The organism is Pseudomonas sp. S10E 269, from assembly GCF_002798465.1.
In the GTDB taxonomy this organism is placed as follows: Bacteria; Pseudomonadota; Gammaproteobacteria; order Pseudomonadales; family Pseudomonadaceae; genus Aquipseudomonas; species Aquipseudomonas pergaminensis.
Genome location: NZ_PHIJ01000001.1, coordinates 3,236,184 through 3,256,489 on the forward strand (window position 1 = coordinate 3,236,184; position 20,306 = coordinate 3,256,489).

16 protein-coding genes are annotated in these 20,306 nt (G+C 58.7%); 11 read left to right on the forward strand and 5 right to left on the reverse strand.

Annotated features, from left to right (window positions below):
- Positions 1-128: 128 nt before the first annotated feature.
- Both CWC48_RS15035 and CWC48_RS15040 read right to left on the reverse strand, forming a co-directional pair.
- On the reverse strand, positions 129-2,939 hold the full coding sequence (locus tag CWC48_RS15035; protein WP_100492139.1) for an FAD-binding and (Fe-S)-binding domain-containing protein: 2,811 nt from the start codon (positions 2,937-2,939) through the stop codon (positions 129-131).
- Between the two features lie 69 nt (positions 2,940-3,008).
- Positions 3,009-4,703 carry a lactate permease LctP family transporter gene (locus CWC48_RS15040; RefSeq protein WP_078050227.1) on the reverse strand — a complete coding sequence of 565 codons (1,695 nt, stop codon included), beginning with the start codon at positions 4,701-4,703 and terminating at the stop codon, positions 3,009-3,011.
- 250 nt (positions 4,704-4,953) lie between these two features.
- Between CWC48_RS15040 and CWC48_RS15045 the strand changes: the two genes are divergently transcribed.
- Positions 4,954-5,721 carry a GntR family transcriptional regulator gene (locus CWC48_RS15045; RefSeq protein WP_078050226.1) on the forward strand — a complete coding sequence of 256 codons (768 nt, stop codon included), beginning with the start codon at positions 4,954-4,956 and terminating at the stop codon, positions 5,719-5,721.
- Positions 5,722-5,757: 36 nt separating this feature from the next.
- Here CWC48_RS15045 and smpB read toward each other — a convergent pair whose 3' ends face one another.
- On the reverse strand, positions 5,758-6,240 hold the full coding sequence (gene smpB, locus CWC48_RS15050; RefSeq protein WP_025857098.1) for an SsrA-binding protein SmpB: 483 nt from the start codon (positions 6,238-6,240) through the stop codon (positions 5,758-5,760).
- A gap of 168 nt (positions 6,241-6,408) precedes the next feature.
- Here smpB and CWC48_RS15055 point away from each other — a divergent pair, with 168 nt between their 5' ends.
- Together CWC48_RS15055 and CWC48_RS15060 are read left to right on the forward strand one after the other, a co-directional pair.
- On the forward strand, positions 6,409-6,843 hold the full coding sequence (locus CWC48_RS15055; RefSeq protein ID WP_025857099.1) for a type II toxin-antitoxin system RatA family toxin: 435 nt from the start codon (positions 6,409-6,411) through the stop codon (positions 6,841-6,843).
- Entirely contained in the window at positions 6,836-7,135 is a 300-nt protein-coding gene (locus CWC48_RS15060; protein WP_078050225.1) for an RnfH family protein, read from the forward strand. The genes CWC48_RS15055 and CWC48_RS15060 overlap by 8 nt, the downstream gene beginning before the upstream one ends.
- Before the next feature lie 64 nt (positions 7,136-7,199).
- Here the strand turns inward: CWC48_RS15060 and CWC48_RS15065 are convergent, their stop codons facing one another.
- Entirely contained in the window at positions 7,200-7,727 is a 528-nt protein-coding gene (locus CWC48_RS15065; RefSeq protein ID WP_078050224.1) for an outer membrane protein assembly factor BamE, read from the reverse strand.
- A gap of 98 nt (positions 7,728-7,825) precedes the next feature.
- Here CWC48_RS15065 and fur point away from each other — a divergent pair, with 98 nt between their 5' ends.
- Positions 7,826-8,230, forward strand: coding sequence for a ferric iron uptake transcriptional regulator (gene fur, locus CWC48_RS15070; RefSeq protein WP_003194220.1), 405 nt, complete (start codon positions 7,826-7,828; stop codon positions 8,228-8,230).
- Between the two features lie 86 nt (positions 8,231-8,316).
- Here fur and recN read toward each other — a convergent pair whose 3' ends face one another.
- A complete protein-coding gene (gene recN / locus CWC48_RS15075) occupies positions 8,317-9,990 on the reverse strand; it encodes a DNA repair protein RecN (protein WP_078050223.1) in 1,674 nt (557 codons plus the stop codon).
- A 254-nt stretch (positions 9,991-10,244) separates the two neighbouring features.
- On the opposite strand from recN, the gene grpE reads away from it, so the two are divergent.
- From grpE to greA, 7 genes are all read left to right on the forward strand, one after another.
- Positions 10,245-10,805 carry a nucleotide exchange factor GrpE gene (gene grpE, locus CWC48_RS15080; RefSeq protein WP_025857103.1) on the forward strand — a complete coding sequence of 187 codons (561 nt, stop codon included), beginning with the start codon at positions 10,245-10,247 and terminating at the stop codon, positions 10,803-10,805.
- Between the two features lie 102 nt (positions 10,806-10,907).
- Positions 10,908-12,824 (forward strand): molecular chaperone DnaK, encoded by a 1,917-nt coding sequence (gene dnaK, locus CWC48_RS15085; protein WP_015885931.1) that lies wholly within the window; start codon positions 10,908-10,910, stop codon positions 12,822-12,824.
- Between the two features lie 316 nt (positions 12,825-13,140).
- Complete coding sequence (dnaJ, locus tag CWC48_RS15090; RefSeq protein ID WP_071489991.1) at positions 13,141-14,265, forward strand: molecular chaperone DnaJ; 1,125 nt, start codon at positions 13,141-13,143, stop codon at positions 14,263-14,265.
- 10 nt (positions 14,266-14,275) lie between these two features.
- On the forward strand, positions 14,276-15,082 hold the full coding sequence (gene dapB, locus CWC48_RS15095) for a 4-hydroxy-tetrahydrodipicolinate reductase (protein ID WP_078050221.1): 807 nt from the start codon (positions 14,276-14,278) through the stop codon (positions 15,080-15,082).
- Between the two features lie 259 nt (positions 15,083-15,341).
- Positions 15,342-16,478 (forward strand): glutamine-hydrolyzing carbamoyl-phosphate synthase small subunit, encoded by a 1,137-nt coding sequence (gene carA, locus CWC48_RS15100; RefSeq protein ID WP_025857106.1) that lies wholly within the window; start codon positions 15,342-15,344, stop codon positions 16,476-16,478.
- A gap of 105 nt (positions 16,479-16,583) precedes the next feature.
- On the forward strand, positions 16,584-19,805 hold the full coding sequence (gene carB, locus CWC48_RS15105; protein WP_010206612.1) for a carbamoyl-phosphate synthase large subunit: 3,222 nt from the start codon (positions 16,584-16,586) through the stop codon (positions 19,803-19,805).
- On the forward strand, positions 19,802-20,278 hold the full coding sequence (gene greA / locus CWC48_RS15110) for a transcription elongation factor GreA (RefSeq protein ID WP_003235048.1): 477 nt from the start codon (positions 19,802-19,804) through the stop codon (positions 20,276-20,278). The genes carB and greA overlap by 4 nt, the downstream gene beginning before the upstream one ends.
- The last annotated feature ends 28 nt before the right edge of the window (positions 20,279-20,306 follow it).

Genomic DNA, 20,306 nt, shown 5'->3' on the forward strand with positions numbered 1-20,306 from the left:
CTTGCGCAAAAGGGCTCGACGCTGCTGGCGTTCAACGGCTGCCAGCGACATCACTGATGAGCCTCGATTGTCGAGGCCTATGCAGATGACTACGCCGGCGCGCGAGGGTTCTGTTTTTTTTCGCAGCATTAATGGACGCGGGCTTGGGTGACGCGGTCCACCAGGTACACCAACCCGTGATAATCAATGCCGCCATGCTGGCTCAGGCCGATCTCGCAGGTGCGGCTGGTGGAGATGCCTTCGCTGCAATATTGCACTGCATCCTTGAGGGTGCGCAGTGAGTGGGCGTTGAGTTCCGGCGTGGTGAAGCCTTTGTCGCCGGCAAAGCCACAGCAATGAATGCCTTCCGGGATAACTACGTTCTTGGAGCAGCGTCGGGCCAGGTCGATCAGCGCCTGGCTCTCGCCCAGGTGCTGGGTACTGCAGGTGACGTGCACGGCGATCGGCGCTTCTTGGGGCGTAAAGTCGAGGCGGTCCATCAGGTGTGTACGGATAAAACGCACGGGGTCGTACAGATCCAGGCGCGTTTCGCCCAGGTCTTGCACCAGGCGCAGGGTGCAGGGGCTGGTGTCGCAGTAGATCGGGTCCAGCCCGCCACGGCTGGCGTGAAGCAGCGCGCCGATCAACTCCTGGCGTTTGTGCTCGGCCTGTTCGGCATAGCCTTTGGAGGCGAATGGCTGGCCACAGCACAGGCTGTCCTGATTGTCGGGAGACACGACTTGGTAACCGGCTTTTTCCAAAAGGCTGCGGGTCTTGTCGTACAGCGACATCTGTTCTTTATCACCTGCCGCCGGGCCCATGGCGCGTGAGACGCAGGCGGCCAGGTAGACCACCCGTGGGCGCTCGTCCGTCACGGCCGGGCTGAAGCGAATGGCTTTTTCCGGCTGCGGCATGGCGTTGGTCCACTGTGGAATCTGCCCCTTGGACAGCCTGGTCACGCTAGCCGACAGCCTCGCCAGGCGAGGCGCGCCGAGCAGCATGCGTGCGCCATTGGCCACATGCAGCGTAAAACGCGCGCCTTGTAGTGCGGTGGCGAAATGAGTGGCAAGCCATTCGGCCGTTTTCGTACGGTCGGCATCGCGGCTACGCAGCTTTTTCACCAGGTCGCCGGTATTGATTCCTACAGGGCAGCGCTGGGCGCAAAGTCCGGTGGCGGCGCAGGTGTCGATGCCCTGGTAGTGATACGCGGCTTCCAGCTCAGTGGTGTCGATACCGGCGCGTTTCTTTGCCTGGATGTCGCGCCAGATCACGATGCGCTGGCGCGGGCTCAACGTCAGGCCTTTCGACGGGCACACCGGCTCGCAGAAGCCGCATTCGATGCACTTATCCACAATCTCGTCGGCGGCGGGCAACGGTTTGAGGTGCTTGAGGTGGATTTGCGGGTCTTCGCTGAGCACCACGTCCGGATTGAGAATACCGTTGGGGTCCAGCAGGCGCTTGAGCTGCCACATCAATTGATAGGCGTCGCTGCCCCATTCCAGTTCCACAAACGGTGCCATATTGCGCCCGGTGCCGTGTTCGGCTTTCAGCGAGCCACCAAACTCCACTGCCACCAATTGCGCCACGTCGTCCATGAACGCTTGGTAGCGCGTAACTTCTTCCGCGCTGTTGAAGCCTTGGGTGAACACGAAGTGCAGATTACCTTCCAGTGCGTGTCCGAAAAGTATCGCTTCGTCGTAGTGATGTTTATCGAACAGTTCGATCAAGCGATTCACGCCGATTGCCAGTTGCTCAACCGGGAAGGTCACGTCCTCAATGATCACGGTGGTGCCGGTCTTGCGCACGGCCCCGACGGCTGGGAAGGTGTCTTTGCGGATTGCCCACAGTCTGGCGTTCTCAGTGGGGTCTTCGGTGAAGTCGACCTGCTTCTCTACCGGAAATGGGGCCAGTGAGGCCATGATCAGCGCCAGTTGCTCGTGCAGCAAGGACGACGACGCCGCACGGGATTCGATCAACAAGGCGCAGGCATTTTCCGATAGTTGCTGTACGAAAGCGGGCATGCCCGGCTTGTCCTGTACCGAGCGCATGCTGCGCCGGTCCAGCAGTTCGACGGCTGAGACCGGTTGGGTTTTGAGGACGGTGACTGCGTTGCAGCAGGTTTCGACATCCGGAAACACAATCAATGCCGACGCTTTGTTCGGGTGATCGATCACGGTGTCGTAGGTGACGGCGCTGATAAACCCAAGGGTGCCCTCAGAGCCCACCAGCAGATGACTGAGAATATCCAGCGGCTTATCGAAATCCACCAGGGCATTGAGTGATAGCCCGGTGGTATTTTTCAGACGGTATTTGTGGCGAATTTTTGCCGCCAATTCAGTGTTGGCGCGGGTCTCACGACCCAGTGTCGCCAGGCGTTCAAGCAGCGTTCCGTGCTGTTCACGAAACGCCGTCACACTGGCTGCGTCTTCGGTATCCAGGCGGCTGCCGTCAGCCAATACCAGGCGTATCCCGGCCAGTGTGTGGTAGGTGTTCTGCGCGGTACCGCAGCACATGCCGCTTGCATTGTTGGCGACGATACCGCCGATTTTGCAGGCATTGATCGACGCCGGGTCCGGTCCGATCTTGCGCCCGAATGGCGCCAGCCACGCATTCGCCTGAGCGCCGATGACACCGGGCTGCAGGCGGATTTGGGTGCCCTGCCCACGGATTTCGCGGCCATTCCAGTTGTCGCCCAGGACGATCAGGACCGAGTCACTGATGGCTTGCCCGGACAGGCTGGTGCCGGCGGCGCGAAAGGTTACCGGTACATGGTCACGTTGAGCCAGTTGCAGCAATTCAACGACTTCGTCTTCCGATTCCACGCGGATCACCAACTGTGGGATCAGCCGGTAAAAGCTGGCGTCGGTGCCGAAAGCGAGGGTGGAAAGCGGATCGTCGAAACGCCGATTTTTCGGGATTAGTTGTGCGACGTCGCTTATGAAAGCAGCAGGCAGGCTCATCGGTCCTCCAGAAATAGCTGACGCCGGAATCGTATCCGGCGTCGATTCTTACCCTATTGCGTGCAGGTCTTAGTGCACCAGCATACCGGTGAACCAGTAGGCCTGGGCGAGGGTGATCAGCCCGACGATCGTGGCAAAGAACAGGCTGTGCTTGAGGGTAAAGCGGAACAGGTCGGATTCCTTGCCTACCAGGCCGGTGGCGGCGCAGGCCACGGCGATGGATTGTGGCGAGATCATTTTGCCGGTGACGCCACCGCTGGTATTCGCCGCAACCAGTAAGGTGTCGTTGACGCCGATCTGGTGCGCGGTGGTGGCTTGCAGCGAGCTGAACAGGGCATTGGACGATGTATCAGAGCCTGTCAGGAAAACCCCCAGCCAACCGAGGAATGGCGAGAAGAACGGGAAGGCTGCACCGGTGCCAGCCAATACCAACGCCATGGTCGAAGACATGCCGGAGTAATTGGTGACAAACGCGAAGGCCAGCACCATACCGATGGAAAGGATCGGCCAGCGCAGCTCGTAGAAGGTCTCTTTTAAAGTGGTAAGACCAGTTTTAATGTCAATCTTCAGCACCAGCATTGAGACCAGCGCAGAGAAAAAGATAGCGGTGCCGGTTGCTGAGATCGGGTCCAGTTTGAACACGGCCGGGATTGCCGTGGGGTTGGTCACGATCGGTGCGACCTTGATCACCAGTTGGTCCAGGTGCGGGATGGCGAAGTTGAACACCCAGCTGTACATCGAGCCACCCGCGGCGAACATCGCCTTGAACGGCTTGAGGGTCCAGAGGGTGACCAGCACGGTGAGAATCAGGAACGGCGACCAGGCCTTGAAAATCTGCACCAGGCTGTAGGGCGAGACAATTGTGTTGCGTGGCAGGCCGAAACCGCCGGCACTGGCGGTGACTGCTGCGCTGGAAGTGGCGCCGGCAATCTGTGCGCCTGCGGTGCGCTTGGGTTGCCAGACTTTCAGGAACAGGGTCAGGGAGATCAGGCTGGCCAGGGCCGAGGTGATGTCCGGCAGTTCCGGGCCGATGAAGTTGGAGGTGAAGTATTGGGTGATGGCAAAGCTCAAGCCCGCGACCAGCGCAGCCGGCCAGGTTTCACGCACGCCGCGCAGGCCGTCCATCATGAATACCAGCCAGAACGGAACGAATAGCGACAGCAGGGGCAGTTGGCGACCGGTCATGGCGCCGATCTTGAATGCGTCGATGCCGGTGACTTGCCCGGCAACGATGATCGGGATGCCCAGGGCGCCGAATGCGACAGGCGCGGTGTTGGCGATCAGGCACAGGCCGGCAGCGTACAGCGGGTTGAAGCCAAGGCCGACCAACAGCGCGGCGGTGATCGCCACGGGAGCACCGAAACCGGCCGCACCCTCCAGGAAGGCGCCGAAGCAGAAGCCGATCAGCAGCACTTGCAAGCGCTGGTCGTCGGTGATCGACAGCACCGAGCTGCGGATGATCTCGAACTGACCGCTTTTGACCGTGAGTTTGTAGAGGAACACCGCAGCAACAATGATCCACGCGATCGGCCATAGACCGTAGGCAAAGCCATAGCCGGCGGCAGCCAGTGCCATGTCTACTGGCATCTGGAAGGCAAAGATTGCCACCAGGATCGACAGCGCCAGGGTGATGCTGCCCGCCACGTGGCCTTTGAGGCGAAACACGGCCAGGGCCAGGAAGAAGAATACGATCGGAATGACGGCCGCCAATGCGGACAGGCCGAGGCTGCCGAGCGGGCTGTAGAGCTGTTGCCAGGTTTGCATATGGGGTGGCCCCTGATTGTTGTTGTTTGGTCAGCTTGGATAATTGGTAATACCAATTTACAATCGCTGTTGGCTAGAGTAAAAGCCTTGGCAGGGGTGTGTCAATTTGCCGCCCGAGAAACTTTGGTCTTAGGTGTGCGGGACAAGTGGCTGATCGGTTGGAATGAGGGCGTTCTGATAGGTGCTGCATTGGCTGCGATAGGCGAGAATAGAGGGCCCGGCGGGTGGTCGGGATGGTGGAGAGTGAGTTATGGCATTTGATCAGGTGCGTCAGCGCCGTTTGTCTGACGATATCGTCGAGCAGCTTGAGGGCATGATCCTTGAGGGCACGCTGAAGTCAGGTGAGCGCTTGCCGGCTGAGCGCGCTTTGGCTGAGCAATTTGGTGTGTCGCGTCCTTCTTTGCGTGAAGCGATCCAGAAGTTGGCGGCCAAAGGTTTGCTCGTCAGTCGTCAGGGTGGTGGTAACTACGTGGCGGAGTCCCTCGGTTCCACCTTCAGTGATCCGCTGCTGCATCTGCTGGAGAACAATCCCGAGGCTCAGCGTGATCTGCTGGAATTTCGTCAGACCCTGGAAGCTTCTTGTGCCTATTACGCAGCATTGCGCGCCACCGAAGTCGATCGCGAGCGGCTTACGACAGCGTTCGAAGCGTTACAGGATTGCTACACCCGCTCTGATGAAGTGAGTCGAGCGGAAGAGGGCGCGGCGGACGCGCGGTTTCACTTGGCAATTGCCGAGGCCAGCCACAATGCTGTGCTGCTGCACACCATTCGCGGCCTGTTCGACCTGCTGAAACGCAACGTGGTCACCAACATTGGTGGCATGTACCAGCAGCGCACGGAAACCCGCGACATGCTGATCAATCAGCACCGGGATCTGTACCTGGCGATTATCGAGGGGCGCGCCGAGCAGGCACGGGAAGTCTCAACACGTCACCTGCTGTATGTGCAGGAAGTGTTGGAAGAAGTGCGTCAGGAAGTTCAGCGTGTGGCGCGTGCGGAACGGCGCAAGGGGATGTAGCCGAAGGAAGCTCCCGCGGCTGCATCACTGCAAGGATCAGTCTTCCTTGCCCTTGTTGCGCACGGCGCGATGCAGCTCACGGTTGGAATCGCGCTCGCGCTCGGTATCACGCTTGTCGTATTCCTTCTTGCCCTTGCCCAAGGCGATCTCGCACTTGACCAGGTGCTTGCTCCAGTACCAGGACAGGCACACACAGGCGTAGCCTTTCTGCTGTACCGCAGCGGCGAGCTTGTCGATTTCACGTGCATTGAGCAACAGCTTGCGCGTGCGCACCGGGTCGGCAATCACGTGGGTGCTCGCGGTGGTCAGCGGGGTGATATGACTGCCGAGCAGCCATGCCTCGCCATCCTTGAGCAGCACATAGCTGTCGACCAGCTGCAGCTTGCTGGCACGCAGACTCTTTACTTCCCAGCCGGCCAGGACCAGACCAGCCTCGAACCGATGTTCGATGAAGTAATCGTGTCGCGCCTTTTTATTTTGCGCGATGGTCCCTGTGGGGTGTTTCTTTTGTTTAGCCATAGGGGCGGCATTATAGGGAGTTGCGAGCGTGTCGGCTACGGTCAACCTGCGTGCTTGAGCGTGTTGGACGAATCCCGGACAATGCGGGCAGTTCTCTGGTTTTTTTCTTTCGCGGATTGGGCTGTTCTTTCGCGATGTTTGCCGCTCAGCTGTGGAAATAACGCACACATGACGACGCATATTCAACGTTCAGCGCTGTTGCCCTATCCGGCACAGGCGCTCTATGACCTGGTCAACGACGTGGCGCGTTACCCGGAATTCCTGCCGTGGTGCTCAACGGCCGAGGTGCTGGAAAGCGGTGATGAGCACATGGTTGCCAGTGTTGGGGTCGCGAAAGGCGGCCTTAGCCAGCACTTTGTTACGCGCAATGTGCTGGTGCCTGGGAAATCCATTGAAATGAATTTGCAGGAAGGGCCGTTTACTCAGCTGCATGGCGTGTGGGTATTCAAGGCGCTGACAGACAAGGCCTGCAAAATCAGCCTGGATCTTTCCTTCGATTACGCCGGGCCTATCGTGCGAGCAACCTTGGGCCCTTTGTTCAACCAAGCCGCGAATACGTTGGTGGACGCGTTTTGCCAGCGAGCCAAGCAACTGCATGGTTGAGATTGAGGTGGTGTATGCCGCTGTGGATCGTCAGGTGTTGCTGGCGGTGACGGTGCCGGCGGGCATGAATCTGCGTGCTGCGGTGCAGGCGTCGGGTATTGCAGTGCAGTTTCCCGAGCTGGATCTGGCTGATTGCCCTTTGGGTATATTCGGCAAAGTGGTAGCGGATGCTGAGGTGCGTGCCGTGCAGGCAGGTGATCGTATTGAGATCTACCGGCCGTTGCTGGCGGACCCAAAAGAGGTGCGCCGACTGCGCGCGGCCAAGGCGGCCCTGGCCAAGCAGAATTCCTAGGCTCGCCAAATGGCAGGCAACAAAAAAGCCCGGCATGCCGGGCTTTTTGCTGAGCGCCGCAATATTACTGCGGGCTGGTGTCCAGAGGTTGTGGCGTCGGGACGGGAACCGTTTCCACGCCGTCGACGTCCTTCTGGATCTTGTCGAGCAGTGAGCCTGGCTTGGCCGGTACTTCGGACTTCGGCTTTTCACCTTCCTGCGCAGGGGCAGTCACGTTGGTGCCGTTATCCTTGCCGAGCAGGGCTTCATCGCGGCTCACGCCGGGCATGAAGTCGCCGGACAGGCTGACAAGCTGGTCATTGCCATTGAAGACGACACTGACGCGCTCCTGCTGGCGTTCACCGCCACCTGGTTGCAGGCTGTAGAGATAATCCCAGCGATCGGCATGGAAAGTGTCGGTCAGCAGGGGGTTACCCATGATAAACCGTACTTGCCGTCGGGTCATTCCGGGGCGTAACTGGTCTATCATGTCCTGCGTGACGACATTGCCCTGCTGGATGTCGATTTTGTAAACCCCGGGGAATGAACAACCGGCGAGTGCGAGCAGTCCCACAAAGGTGAAACTGGTTAGCAAGAGCTTGGTGTTTTGCATCGGTGGGCGACTTCCACTATCTTGGCTGGGACAACGTAAACGCCGATCATACCCGTATTAAGAGAAGCTGCGAAGCAGCATCCGCGAGAAAGCTAACCATGGTTGAAAATAGCGAACTACGCAAAGCCGGTCTTAAAGTGACTCTGCCACGAGTCAAGATTCTACAAATGCTCGATTCTGCTGAGCAGCGCCACATGAGTGCCGAGGATGTCTACAAGGCGCTGATGGAGTCTAACGAGGACGTTGGCCTGGCCACGGTTTACCGTGTGCTGACCCAGTTTGAAGCCGCAGGGCTGGTGGTTCGTCATAATTTCGACGGCGGTCATGCGGTGTTCGAATTGGCTGATGGTGGTCATCACGATCACATGGTTGACCTGGATACCAATGAGGTAATCGAGTTCACCAGCCCAGAGATCGAAGCGCTGCAGCACAAGATTGCTGAGGAGCATGGCTTCGATTTGGTTGATCACAATCTTGTGTTGTACATCCGTAAGAAAAAGTAAAAATCGAAGCAGATTCGCTCTGCAAAACGATTGAAGGCGACCCTAGGGTCGCCTTCGTGCTTTCTATAAGGGAGAAAATCGTCAGCTCAAGCTCTCGCTGCCACCACCATTTTCTTCGCGTGCGCCAAGGACTCCTTGGTCAGATCAATGCCGCCGAGCATGCGTGCCACTTCTTCCACCCGTTCCGACTTGTTCAGCTTGGACACGGCTGTGTGCGTTGCATCGCTGCCGCGTACCTTGTGCACGAACAGGTGTTGGTGACCCTGCGCTGCCACTTGCGGCAAGTGGGTGACCGTCAGCACCTGCCCCCGATCCCCGAGACGTCGCAACAATTGGCCAACAATCTCCGCCGTTGGCCCGCCGATCCCTACGTCGACTTCGTCGAATACCAGCGTCGGTACCCGAGAGGTTTGCGCCGTTATCACCTGGATCGCCAGGCTGATCCGCGACAGCTCGCCGCCGGATGCTACTTTGGCCAGGGCCTTGAGCGGCTGCCCGGGGTTGGCGCTGACCAGTAGTTCGACCTGCTCCAAACCGTGGGGCTGCAGTTCGTTGCTGGCGTTGGCGCGCAATTCAATGGTGAAGCGCCCGCCAGGCATGCCCAGGCGTTGGATTTCCACCTCCACCGCGCTGGCCAGGCTAGTCGCAGCTTGCTGGCGCAGGTCGCTGAGTTCGCGTGCCTTCTCCTGATAGTGGCGGGCGAAGGAGGCAAGTTCTTCACCCAGGCGCTCGATGGATTCGTCATTGGCGTTAAGGGTCTCGATTTCATCCAGCAGTTTTTGCTGCATCGTTGCCACTTCGGTGGGCTGGATTCGATGTTTGCGCGCCAGGGTATAGATGGTGTCCAGGCGTTCTTCTATTTCCTGCAGGCGTGCCGGGTCTGCATCGAAGTGATCCAGGAAGCGGTTCAGTTCGCCGACGGCCTCTTCTACTTGGATCTGTGCACTGGTGAGTAGGGTGGTGGCCTCGCTCAGGGAGCCGGAGGCGTTGTTCACACTGGACAGGCGATTAAGGCTCGCCGTCAGCGCATTGAGTACGTTGCCGGAGTCGCTCTCGCTGCATTGCTCTACCACTTGGCGGCAGATACCCAGCAGGGTTTCCGCGTTGGTGAGATTCTTGTGTTCCTGCTCGAGTTGCTCCAGTTCGGTTTCGCCCAGACCCAGGCTTTCCAGCTCCTCGAGTTGATAGCTGAGCAGTTGATGGCGAGCACGTTGCTCGTCACCGGAGTTGGAGAGTCGTTCCAGTTCCTGCCGCGTCTGGCGCCAGCGTTGAGCGGCAAGTTGCACCTGGCGGGCGAGGTCTGTCGCGCCCGCGTATTCGTCGAGCAGGCGGCGATGAGTGTCGGTTTTCAGCAGGGACTGGTGTTCATGCTGGCTGTGGATATCTATCAGCAGTTCGCCAAGGGCCTTCAGGTCGCCCAGTGGGCAGGGCGTTCCGTTGATGTAGCCGCGCGAGCGGCCTTCTGCCGTGATGACTCGGCGCAGGATGCACGGGCCGTCATTATTAAGGTCGCGCTCTGCCAGCCAGGCCTCTGCCTCGGGAATATCCGCCAGGTCGAAGGTGGCCAGGATATCGGCCTTGTCCGCACCGGGGCGTACCACACCGCTGTCAGCGCGATCCCCGAGCGTCAGGCCCAAGGCGTCGAGCATGATCGACTTGCCGGCGCCGGTTTCGCCTGTGATTACGCTCATCCCGCGATCCAGTTCGAGATCCAGGTGTTCAACGATGGCGTAGTTATGTACGGACAGGTGCACGAGCATGACGGCCGCTCCCAGGCTTTAGGTCTGGTTATTTATACAGTGTTTTGTTTGGGGCTGACAATCCTGGCGCTTAGCTCGATTTGCTTGAATGGGTTTGTTTTTTAGCGCAATCAGGAATGTGGAGGCAGGAATTAATCCCGATCATCGGAAAGACTTTTGGTAACGCCTGCGCCCTTGAACCTGGAAATTGTGGCCCCATATACCGGAACAGAAGCGCGAGTTGGGTTCGCGCATGATTTTGAAAGGAGAAATCTATGGCTGACGAACAGACGCAGGATACGCAAACTCCAGACGCCAATTCGGCTGTCGGCGATGAGCTGGCAACTCGTGTGCAGGTGCTCGAAGAGCAATTGGCCGCTGCGCAGGACCAGTCTTTGCGTGTTGCCGCCGATCTGCAGAACGTCCGCCGCCGTGCTGAGCAGGACGTAGAGAAGGCTCACAAATTCGCACTGGAAAAATTCGCCAGTGACTTGCTGCCGATCATCGACAGCCTGGAGCGTGGTCTCGAGTTGTCCAACCCGGATGACGAAAACATCCGCCCGATGCGCGAGGGGATCGAGCTGACCCTGAAAATGTTCCAGGACACCCTGAAGCGTTATCAGCTGGAAGCCATTGATCCAACCGGCGGCGAGCCGTTCAACGCTGAGCATCACCAAGCCATGGCCATGCAGGAAAGCCATGACCTGGAGCCTAACAGTGTGTTGAAAGTGTTCCAGAAGGGGTATCAGCTCAACGGTCGCCTGTTGCGCCCGGCGATGGTCGTGGTGAGCAAGGCGCCTGCACCGGTTTCGCCTTCTATTGATGAGCAGGCTTGAAATACGCCGCAAGGCCCCCATCTATAAGTCAAGCGTTTAAGTGCTACCGCAGTTAGCCACCACTGCTGCGGCATCCAAATTCAAGTTTCGGGAGAGTAAATCATGGGCAAAATTATCGGTATCGACCTGGGGACCACCAACTCCTGTGTCTCCGTCATGGAAAACGGCAAAGCCAAAGTTATCGAAAACGCCGAAGGCGCGCGTACTACGCCGTCGATCATTGCTTACGCAAATGATGGCGAGATCCTGGTTGGCCAGTCGGCCAAGCGCCAGGCTGTCACCAACCCGCACAACACCCTGTACGCGGTAAAACGTCTGATTGGTCGTAAGTTCGACGAAGAAGTCGTACAGAAAGACATCAAGATGGTGCCTTACAAAATCGCCAAGGCTGACAACGGTGACGCCTGGGTTGAGGTGAATGGCAATAAGATGTCTGCACCGCAGATTTCGGCTGAAGTCTTGAAAAAGATGAAGAAGACTGCCGAAGACTACCTCGGTGAAACCGTCACCGAAGCAGTGATCACCGTTCCGGCCTACTTCAACGACAGCCAGCGCCAGGCGACCAAAGACGCCGGTCGCATCGCGGGCCTGGACGTAAAACGTATCATCAACGAACCAACCGCAGCTGCTCTGGCTTACGGTATGGACAAGGCCAAGGGCGACCACACTGTGATCGTTTATGACCTGGGTGGCGGTACCTTCGACGTCTCGGTTATCGAGATCGCTGAAGTTGACGGCGAGCACCAATTCGAAGTGTTGGCCACCAACGGCGACACCTTCCTGGGTGGTGAAGACTTTGACATTCGTCTGATCGACTACCTCGTTGACGAATTCAAGAAAGAAAGCGGCATGAACCTCAAAGGTGACCCGCTGGCCATGCAGCGCCTGAAAGAAGCTGCCGAGAAGGCCAAGATCGAACTGTCCTCGAGCATGTCGACCGACGTGAACCTGCCGTACATCACTGCAGATGCCACCGGTCCTAAGCACTTGAACGTGAAGATCTCTCGCGCCAAGTTGGAAGCACTGGTTGAAGACCTGGTTCAGCGCACCATCGAACCTTGCCGCATTGCGCTGAAAGACGCTGGTATCGACGTGGGTTCCATCAACGACGTGATCCTGGTGGGCGGTCAGACCCGTATGCCACTGGTTCAGCAGAAAGTGACCGAGTTCTTCGGCAAGGAAGCACGTAAAGACGTGAACCCGGACGAAGCAGTTGCCATGGGTGCTGCCATCCAGGGCGCGGTATTGGCTGGTGACGTAAAAGACGTGTTGCTGCTGGACGTTAGCCCGCTGACCCTGGGTATCGAAACCATGGGTGGCGTGATGACTGCGCTGATCGAGAAAAACACCACGATTCCTACCAAGAAATCCCAAGTGTTCTCGACTGCCGATGACAACCAAGGCGCTGTGACCATTCACGTGCTGCAAGGTGAGCGTAAGCAAGCGGCTCAGAACAAGTCCCTGGGCAAGTTCGACCTGGCCGAGATTCCACCAGCACCACGTGGCGTGCCGCAAATCGAAGTCACCTTCGACATCGACGCCAACGGCATCCTGCACGTCGGCGCGAAAGACAAGGCGACTGGCAAAGAGCAGAAGATCACCATCAAGGCCAACTCCGGTCTGTCTGATGAAGAAATTCAACAGATGATTCGTGATGCTGAAGCCAACGCTGATGCGGATGCCAAGTTTGCCGAGCTGGCTGGCGCCCGTAACCAGGGTGATGCACTGGTTCACTCGACCCGCAAAATGGTCGCTGACGCTGGTGATAAAGTGACTGCTGAAGAGAAGGCTGCTATCGAAGCTGCCGTAGTTGCCCTGGAAGCCGCCGTTAAAGGCGATGACAAGGCCGCTATCGAAGCCAAGATCGAAGAGCTGTCGAAAGTCTCTGCACCTGTAGCGCAGAAAATGTATGCCGAACAAGGTCAGCCAGCTGACGGTGCCGCGCAACAGGCAGAGCCTGAAGCCAAGCATGACGACGTTGTCGATGCCGAGTTCGAAGAAGTCAAAGACCAGAAGTAAGTTGGTCGCCCGGTTGACCGCTATCAAGCGGTGACTGGTAGGATGTCGCCGCGCGGGAGCTTGCTCCCGCGTTGGCGTGTCTGGGGTATGTGAATTTTTACAGCATGCGACAGTGTTCGGGTGCTGGCGGTGTGATCGGGAATGCTCCTGCTTTCCGAGCAATAAATACCGCATTTTGGCCGGGTACCTGGCTAAAAGTAGTAATGACCAGGATCGTTGAATTGACGTGAGTTGGGTCCGGGCCTGTATTGGGGCTCAACGAGTTTGGCAGGGCTCAGGAGGGTCTGGCTGAACGTCCTTAAGAGTGCAAAGACTTATGGCAAAGCGTGACTATTACGAAGTGTTGGGTGTGGAGCGCGGCTCCAGCGAGACGGACCTGAAGAAGGCCTACCGTCGCTTGGCGATGAAGCACCACCCGGACCGTAATCCGGACAGCAAAGAATCCGAAGAGATGTTCAAAGAGGCCAATGAGGCCTACGAATGCCTGTCTGATCCCAACAAGCGTGCGGCCTACGACCAGTATGGCCATGCCGGTGTCGACCCAAGCATGGGCGGCGGCGGTGCCGGCTTTGGCGGTCAGAACTTCTCCGACATTTTCGGCGACGTATTCAGCGACTTCTTCGGCGGTGGTCGGGGTGGTCAGCGTGGTGGTGCCCAGCGTGGCAGCGACTTGCGCTACACGCTGGAGTTGAATCTGGAAGAGGCCGTGCGCGGTACCAGTGTCAATATCCGTGTGCCGACGCTGGTCAACTGCAAGCCGTGCGATGGCTCGGGCGCCAAGAAGGGCTCGTCGCCCATCACCTGCCCGACGTGCGGTGGTATTGGTCAGGTCCGCATGCAGCAGGGCTTCTTCTCGGTGCAGCAGACCTGCCCGCGCTGCCATGGCCAGGGCAAGATCATTTCCGATCCGTGCGACTCCTGCCACGGCGAAGGTCGTGTCGAAGAGTACAAGACGCTGTCGGTAAAAGTGCCGGCTGGCGTGGATACCGGTGACCGTATTCGCTTGTCGGGCGAAGGCGAGGCGGGTACCCAGGGTGGGCCTACGGGCGACCTGTACGTGGTGATCAATGTGCGCGAGCACTCGATCTTCCAGCGCGACGGCAAGCACCTGTTCTGTGAAGTGCCAATCAGCTTTGTTGATGCGGCGCTGGGTGGCGAGTTGGAGATTCCGACCCTTGATGGTCGCGTCAAGCTCAAGATCCCTGAAGGCACGCAGACCGGCAAACAGTTCCGCATCCGTGGCAAAGGCGTTGCGCCGGTGCGCGGTGGTGGTGCTGGTGACCTGATGTGTCGTGTGGCGGTGGAAACGCCGGTCAACCTGAATCGCCGTCAGCGCGAACTGCTGGAAGAGTTCCGCAGTTCGATGGAGGGTGATGACTCCCACTCGCCGAAAACCGCGGGCTTTTTCGATGGCGTGAAGCGCTTCTTCGGCGACCTGTAAGGAATTGAATATGCGACGTATAGCCGTAATGGGCGCTGCCGGGCGCATGGGCAAGACGCTGGTCGAAGCGGTGCAGCAGCGCTCGCCGGCCTCCGGGCTGACCGCGGCGATCGTTCGTCCGGGCAGCACGTTGATTGGCGCGGATGCCGGTGAGTTGGCTTCGTTGGGGCGTATCGGTGTTTCGTTGTCCGGCAACCTGGAGCAGGTGGCCGACGAGTTCGACGTGCTGATCGATTTCACCCTGCCGGATGTGATGCTGAAGAACCTGGCTTTTTGCCGCAAGGCGGGCAAGGCGATGGTGATCGGCACCACCGGTTTGACGCTTGATCAGAAGCAGTTGCTGGTGGAGGCGGGCAAGGATATTCCTATCGTCTTCGCAGCCAACTTCAGCGTGGGTGTGAACCTGTCGCTCAAACTGCTTGATCTGGCGGCCCGTGTGCTCGGGGATGAAGCGGATATCGAAATCATCGAGACCCATCACCGCCACAAGATCGACGCACCTTCGGGCACCGCGCTGCGCATGGGGGAGGCGATTGCTGATGCGCTCGGTCGCGACTTGTCGAAAGTGGCAGTGTACGGGCGCGAAGGCCATACCGGTGCGCGTGCGCGTGACACCATCGGGTTTGCAACCGTACGCGGTGGTGATGTGGTGGGGGATCACACCGTATTGTTCGCCACGGAGGGTGAGCGCCTGGAAATCACGCACAAGGCGTCCAGTCGCATGACATTTGCCAAGGGGGCGGTACGTGCTGCGCTCTGGCTGGAAGGTCGCGAGGCGGGCCTTTATGACATGCGCGATGTGCTGGATCTGCACTAATCAGTAGCAAAAAAGGGGTCTCAAGCTTATGCTTAGGCCCCGTTTTTACCCGCTAAGCGACGCCCTGTCGCATTCCCCTGCCTTTAAGGCTCATTAGCGGTGGACCAAAAAAGCCTTTTTCTGTAAACTACAGCTTTAGTGTGTCCACTAAAAGCGCGCAGAATAATTCAGTGAAGAAGCGGGGTGACGTGTCCATACGTCACTCCGCTTTTTTACAACCTGCGATCGCCCTTTCAGGCTTTATTTACGGGAGGTCTTCTTGACTAAGCCAGCCATACTCGCCCTTGCTGATGGCAGCATTTTTCGCGGCGAAGCCATTGGAGCCGACGGTCAGACCGTTGGAGAGGTGGTGTTTAACACTGCCATGACCGGCTATCAGGAAATCCTTACCGATCCTTCCTACGCCCAACAGATCGTTACCCTGACCTATCCACACATCGGCAACACCGGTACTACACCGGAAGATGTCGAGTCTGATCGTGTCTGGTCGGCTGGTCTGGTGATTCGCGACCTGCCACTGGTTGCGAGCAACTGGCGTAACACGATGTCGCTGTCCGATTACTTGAAAGCCAACAACGTTGTGGCGATCGCTGGTATCGATACGCGCCGCCTGACACGCATCCTGCGTGAAAAAGGCTCGCAGAACGGCTGCATCATGGTCGGTGACAATATTTCCGAAGAGGCGGCGATTGCCGCAGCGCAAGGGTTCCCTGGCCTGAAGGGCATGGACCTGGCGAAAGTCGTCAGCGTCAAAGAGAAGTACGAGTGGCGCTCCACGGTCTGGGACTTGAAGACGGACAGCCACGCGACCATCGATGCTGCCGAGTTGCCTTACCACGTGGTCGCCTACGACTACGGTGTGAAGTACAACATCCTGCGCATGCTGGTCGAGCGCGGTTGCCGCGTGACCGTGGTGCCGGCGCAAACCCCGGCCAGCGACGTGCTCGCCCTGCAACCGGACGGCGTGTTCCTGTCCAACGGCCCGGGTGACCCTGAACCTTGCGACTACGCTATCCAGGCGATCAAGGACGTGCTGGAAACCGAGATTCCAGTATTCGGTATCTGCCTCGGCCACCAGTTGCTGGCCCTGGCCTCCGGCGCCAAGACCCTGAAAATGGGGCACGGCCACCACGGTGCCAACCACCCTGTGCAAGACCTGGACACCGGCGTTGTGATGATCACCAGCCAGAACCACGGTTTTGCGGTAGATGAAGCCACCTTGCCGAGCAACGTGCGCGCCATTCACAAGTCGCTGTTCGACGGTTCCCTGCAGGGTATCGAGCGCACCGACAAGAGCGCGTTCAGCTTCCAGGGCCACCCTGAAGCCAGCCCGGGCCCGAACGACGTAGCGCCGCTGTTCGACCGTTTCATCAATGAGATGGCCAAGCGACGCTGACTGAGCGGCCTGCGGGCGGCCCCGGATTTCGGTGGCCCCCGCAGGCTCTTCAAAGATTGTTCAAGACGGCTTGCCGACTGACCTGCGGATTTGAGTGACAAACCCATGCCAAAACGTACAGACATAAAAAGCATCCTGATTCTCGGCGCTGGCCCGATCGTGATCGGCCAGGCCTGCGAATTCGACTACTCCGGCGCCCAGGCCTGTAAAGCCCTGCGCGAGGAGGGCTACCGCGTCATCCTGGTGAACTCCAACCCAGCCACCATCATGACCGACCCGGCCATGGCCGACGCTACCTACATCGAGCCGATCAAGTGGCAGACCGTTGCCAAGATCATCGAAAAAGAGCGTCCAGACGCACTGCTGCCAACCATGGGCGGCCAGACTGCACTGAACTGCGCCCTGGACCTGGAGCGCGAAGGTGTCCTGGAAAAATTCGGCGTAGAGATGATCGGCGCCAATGCCGACACCATCGACAAGGCTGAAGACCGTTCGCGTTTCGACAAGGCCATGAAATCCATCGGCCTGGCTTGCCCGCGTTCCGGTATCGCCCACAGCATGGAAGAAGCCAATGCGGTCCTCGAGACTCTGGGCTTCCCGTGCATCATCCGTCCGTCCTTCACCATGGGCGGCACCGGTGGCGGTATCGCATACAACCGTGAAGAGTTCGAAGAGATCTGCGCCCGCGGCCTGGACCTGTCGCCGACCAAAGAGCTGCTGATCGACGAATCCCTGATCGGCTGGAAAGAATACGAGATGGAGGTGGTCCGCGATAAGAAGGACAACTGCATCATCGTCTGCTCCATCGAAAACTTCGACCCGATGGGCGTGCACACCGGTGACTCGATCACCGTGGCGCCGGCACAAACCCTGACCGATAAGGAATACCAGATCCTGCGTAACGCCTCCCTGGCGGTATTGCGCGAGATCGGCGTGGAAACCGGCGGTTCCAACGTTCAGTTCGGTATCTGCCCGAACACTGGCCGTATGGTCGTGATCGAAATGAACCCGCGTGTATCCCGTTCGTCGGCCCTGGCATCGAAAGCCACCGGCTTCCCGATCGCCAAGGTCGCTGCCAAGCTGGCCGTGGGCTACACCCTGGACGAATTGTCGAACGACATCACCGGCGGCAAGACCCCGGCGTCCTTCGAGCCATCCATCGACTACGTGGTCACCAAGCTGCCACGTTTTGCCTTCGAGAAATTCGCCAAGGCTGATGCACGCCTGACCACCCAGATGAAATCTGTGGGTGAAGTCATGGCCATCGGTCGCACGTTCCAGGAATCCCTGCAGAAAGCACTGCGCGGCCTGGAAGTGGGCGTTTGCGGCCTGGACGAGAAACTCGACCTGAGCAACCCGGAAAGCATGAGCGTGCTCAAGCGCGAGCTGACCGTGCCTGGCGCCGAGCGTATCTGGTACGTGGCTGACGCCTTCCGCGCCGGCATGACCGTCGAAGACATCTTCGGCATGAACATGATCGATCCGTGGTTCCTGGTACAGATCGAAGATCTGATCAAGGAAGAAGAGAAGGTCAAGACCCTGGGTCTGGCCAGCATCGACCGCGACATGATGTTCCGCCTCAAGCGCAAAGGCTTCTCCGACCAGCGTCTGGCCAAATTGCTGGGTGTGACCGAGAAGAACCTGCGCACACATCGCCACAAGCTGGAGATCTTCCCGGTCTACAAGCGCGTTGACACCTGCGCGGCCGAGTTCTCCACCGACACCGCCTACCTGTACTCCACCTATGAGGAAGAGTGCGAAGCCGCGCCGTCGGGTCGCGACAAGATCATGATTCTGGGGGGCGGTCCAAACCGTATCGGCCAGGGTATCGAGTTTGACTATTGCTGCGTCCACGCCGCCCTCGCTCTGCGCGAAGATGGCTACGAGACCATCATGGTCAACTGCAACCCGGAAACCGTTTCCACCGACTACGACACCTCCGACCGCCTGTACTTCGAGCCAGTGACCCTGGAAGACGTGCTGGAAATCGTACGCGTCGAGAAGCCGAAAGGCGTGATCGTCCAGTACGGCGGCCAAACCCCGCTGAAACTGGCGCGTGCCCTGGAAGCCGCCGGCGTGCCGATCATTGGCACCAGCCCGGACGCTATCGACCGTGCAGAAGACCGCGAGCGCTTCCAGCAAATGGTTGAGCGCCTGAACCTGCGTCAGCCGCCAAACGCCACTGTGCGCAGCGAAGACGAAGCCATCCGTGCAGCCAGCAAGATCGGCTACCCGCTGGTGGTGCGCCCGTCCTATGTACTGGGCGGCCGTGCGATGGAAATTGTCTACGAAGAAGAAGAGCTCAAGCGTTACCTGCGCGATGCGGTGAAAGTGTCCAACGACAGCCCGGTGCTGCTTGACCACTTCCTCAACTGCGCCATCGAGATGGATGTGGATGCGGTCTGCGACGGTACCGATGTAGTGATCGGCGCGATCATGCAGCACATCGAACAGGCTGGCGTTCACTCCGGTGACTCCGCTTGCTCGCTGCCGCCTTACTCGCTGCCGGCGCACATCCAGGACGAGATGCGCGAACAGGTCAAGAAAATGGCCTTGGAATTGGGCGTAGTCGGCCTGATGAACGTACAGTTGGCGTTGCAAGGCGAAGATATCTACGTCATTGAAGTCAACCCGCGTGCTTCGCGTACCGTGCCATTTGTTTCCAAGTGCATCGGTGTCTCCCTGGCCATGATCGCTGCCCGCGTGATGGCAGGTAAGACCCTGAAGGAAATCGGCTTCACCAAGGAAATCATTCCAAACTTCTACAGCGTGAAAGAGGCGGTGTTCCCATTCGCCAAGTTCCCGGGTGTGGACCCGATCCTGGGCCCAGAGATGAAGTCCACCGGTGAAGTGATGGGTGTAGGCGATACCTTCGGTGAAGCTTTCGCCAAGGCCCAGATGGGCGCCAGCGAAGTACTGCCGACCGGCGGTACTGCCTTCATCAGCGTGCGTGATGACGACAAGCCACTGGTTGCAGGTGTAGCCCGTGATCTGATCAACTTGGGCTTCGAAGTCGTGGCCACTGCCGGGACCGCCAAGCTGATCGAAGCTGCCGGCCTGAAAGTGCGTCGCGTGAACAAGGTGACGGAAGGCCGTCCGCACGTGGTCGACATGATCAAGAATGACGAAGTCACGCTGATCATCAACACCACCGAGGGTCGTCAATCGATCGCGGATTCCTACTCCATTCGTCGTAACGCCTTGCAGCACAAGATCTACTGCACCACCACCATTGCTGCTGGCGAAGCCATCTGCGAAGCGCTCAAGTTCGGTCCGGAAAAGACCGTGCGTCGCTTGCAGGATCTACACGCAGGATTGAAGGCATGACCAAATACCCAATGACCGTCCAGGGCTTCAAGGCCCTGGAAGAGGAGCACGCCCATCTGACCAAGGTCGTACGTCCAAAGCTGAGCCAGGACATCGGTACGGCCCGCGAGCTGGGTGACCTGAAGGAAAACGCCGAATACCATGCTGCCCGCGAGCAGCAGGGTATGGTCGAGGCGCGGATCCGTGACATCGAAGGCCGCCTGCAGAACTCGGTGGTCATCGACGTGACGACCATTCCGAAGACTGGCAAGGTGATTTTCGGCACGACTGTGGAAATCGCCAACGTCGAGACTGACGAAAGTGTGGTCTATCACATCGTTGGCGAAGATGAGGCTGACTTTAAACTCGGCAAGATTTCTGTCGGTTCCCCACTTGCCCGCGCCTTGATTGCCAAGGAAGAGGGCGATGTGGTGGCTGTGAAGACGCCAGGCGGCGTAATCGAGTACGAGATCGTTGAAGTTCGTCACGTCTGAAAGGCGGCGCCCGCTTCGTGCGGGCGCC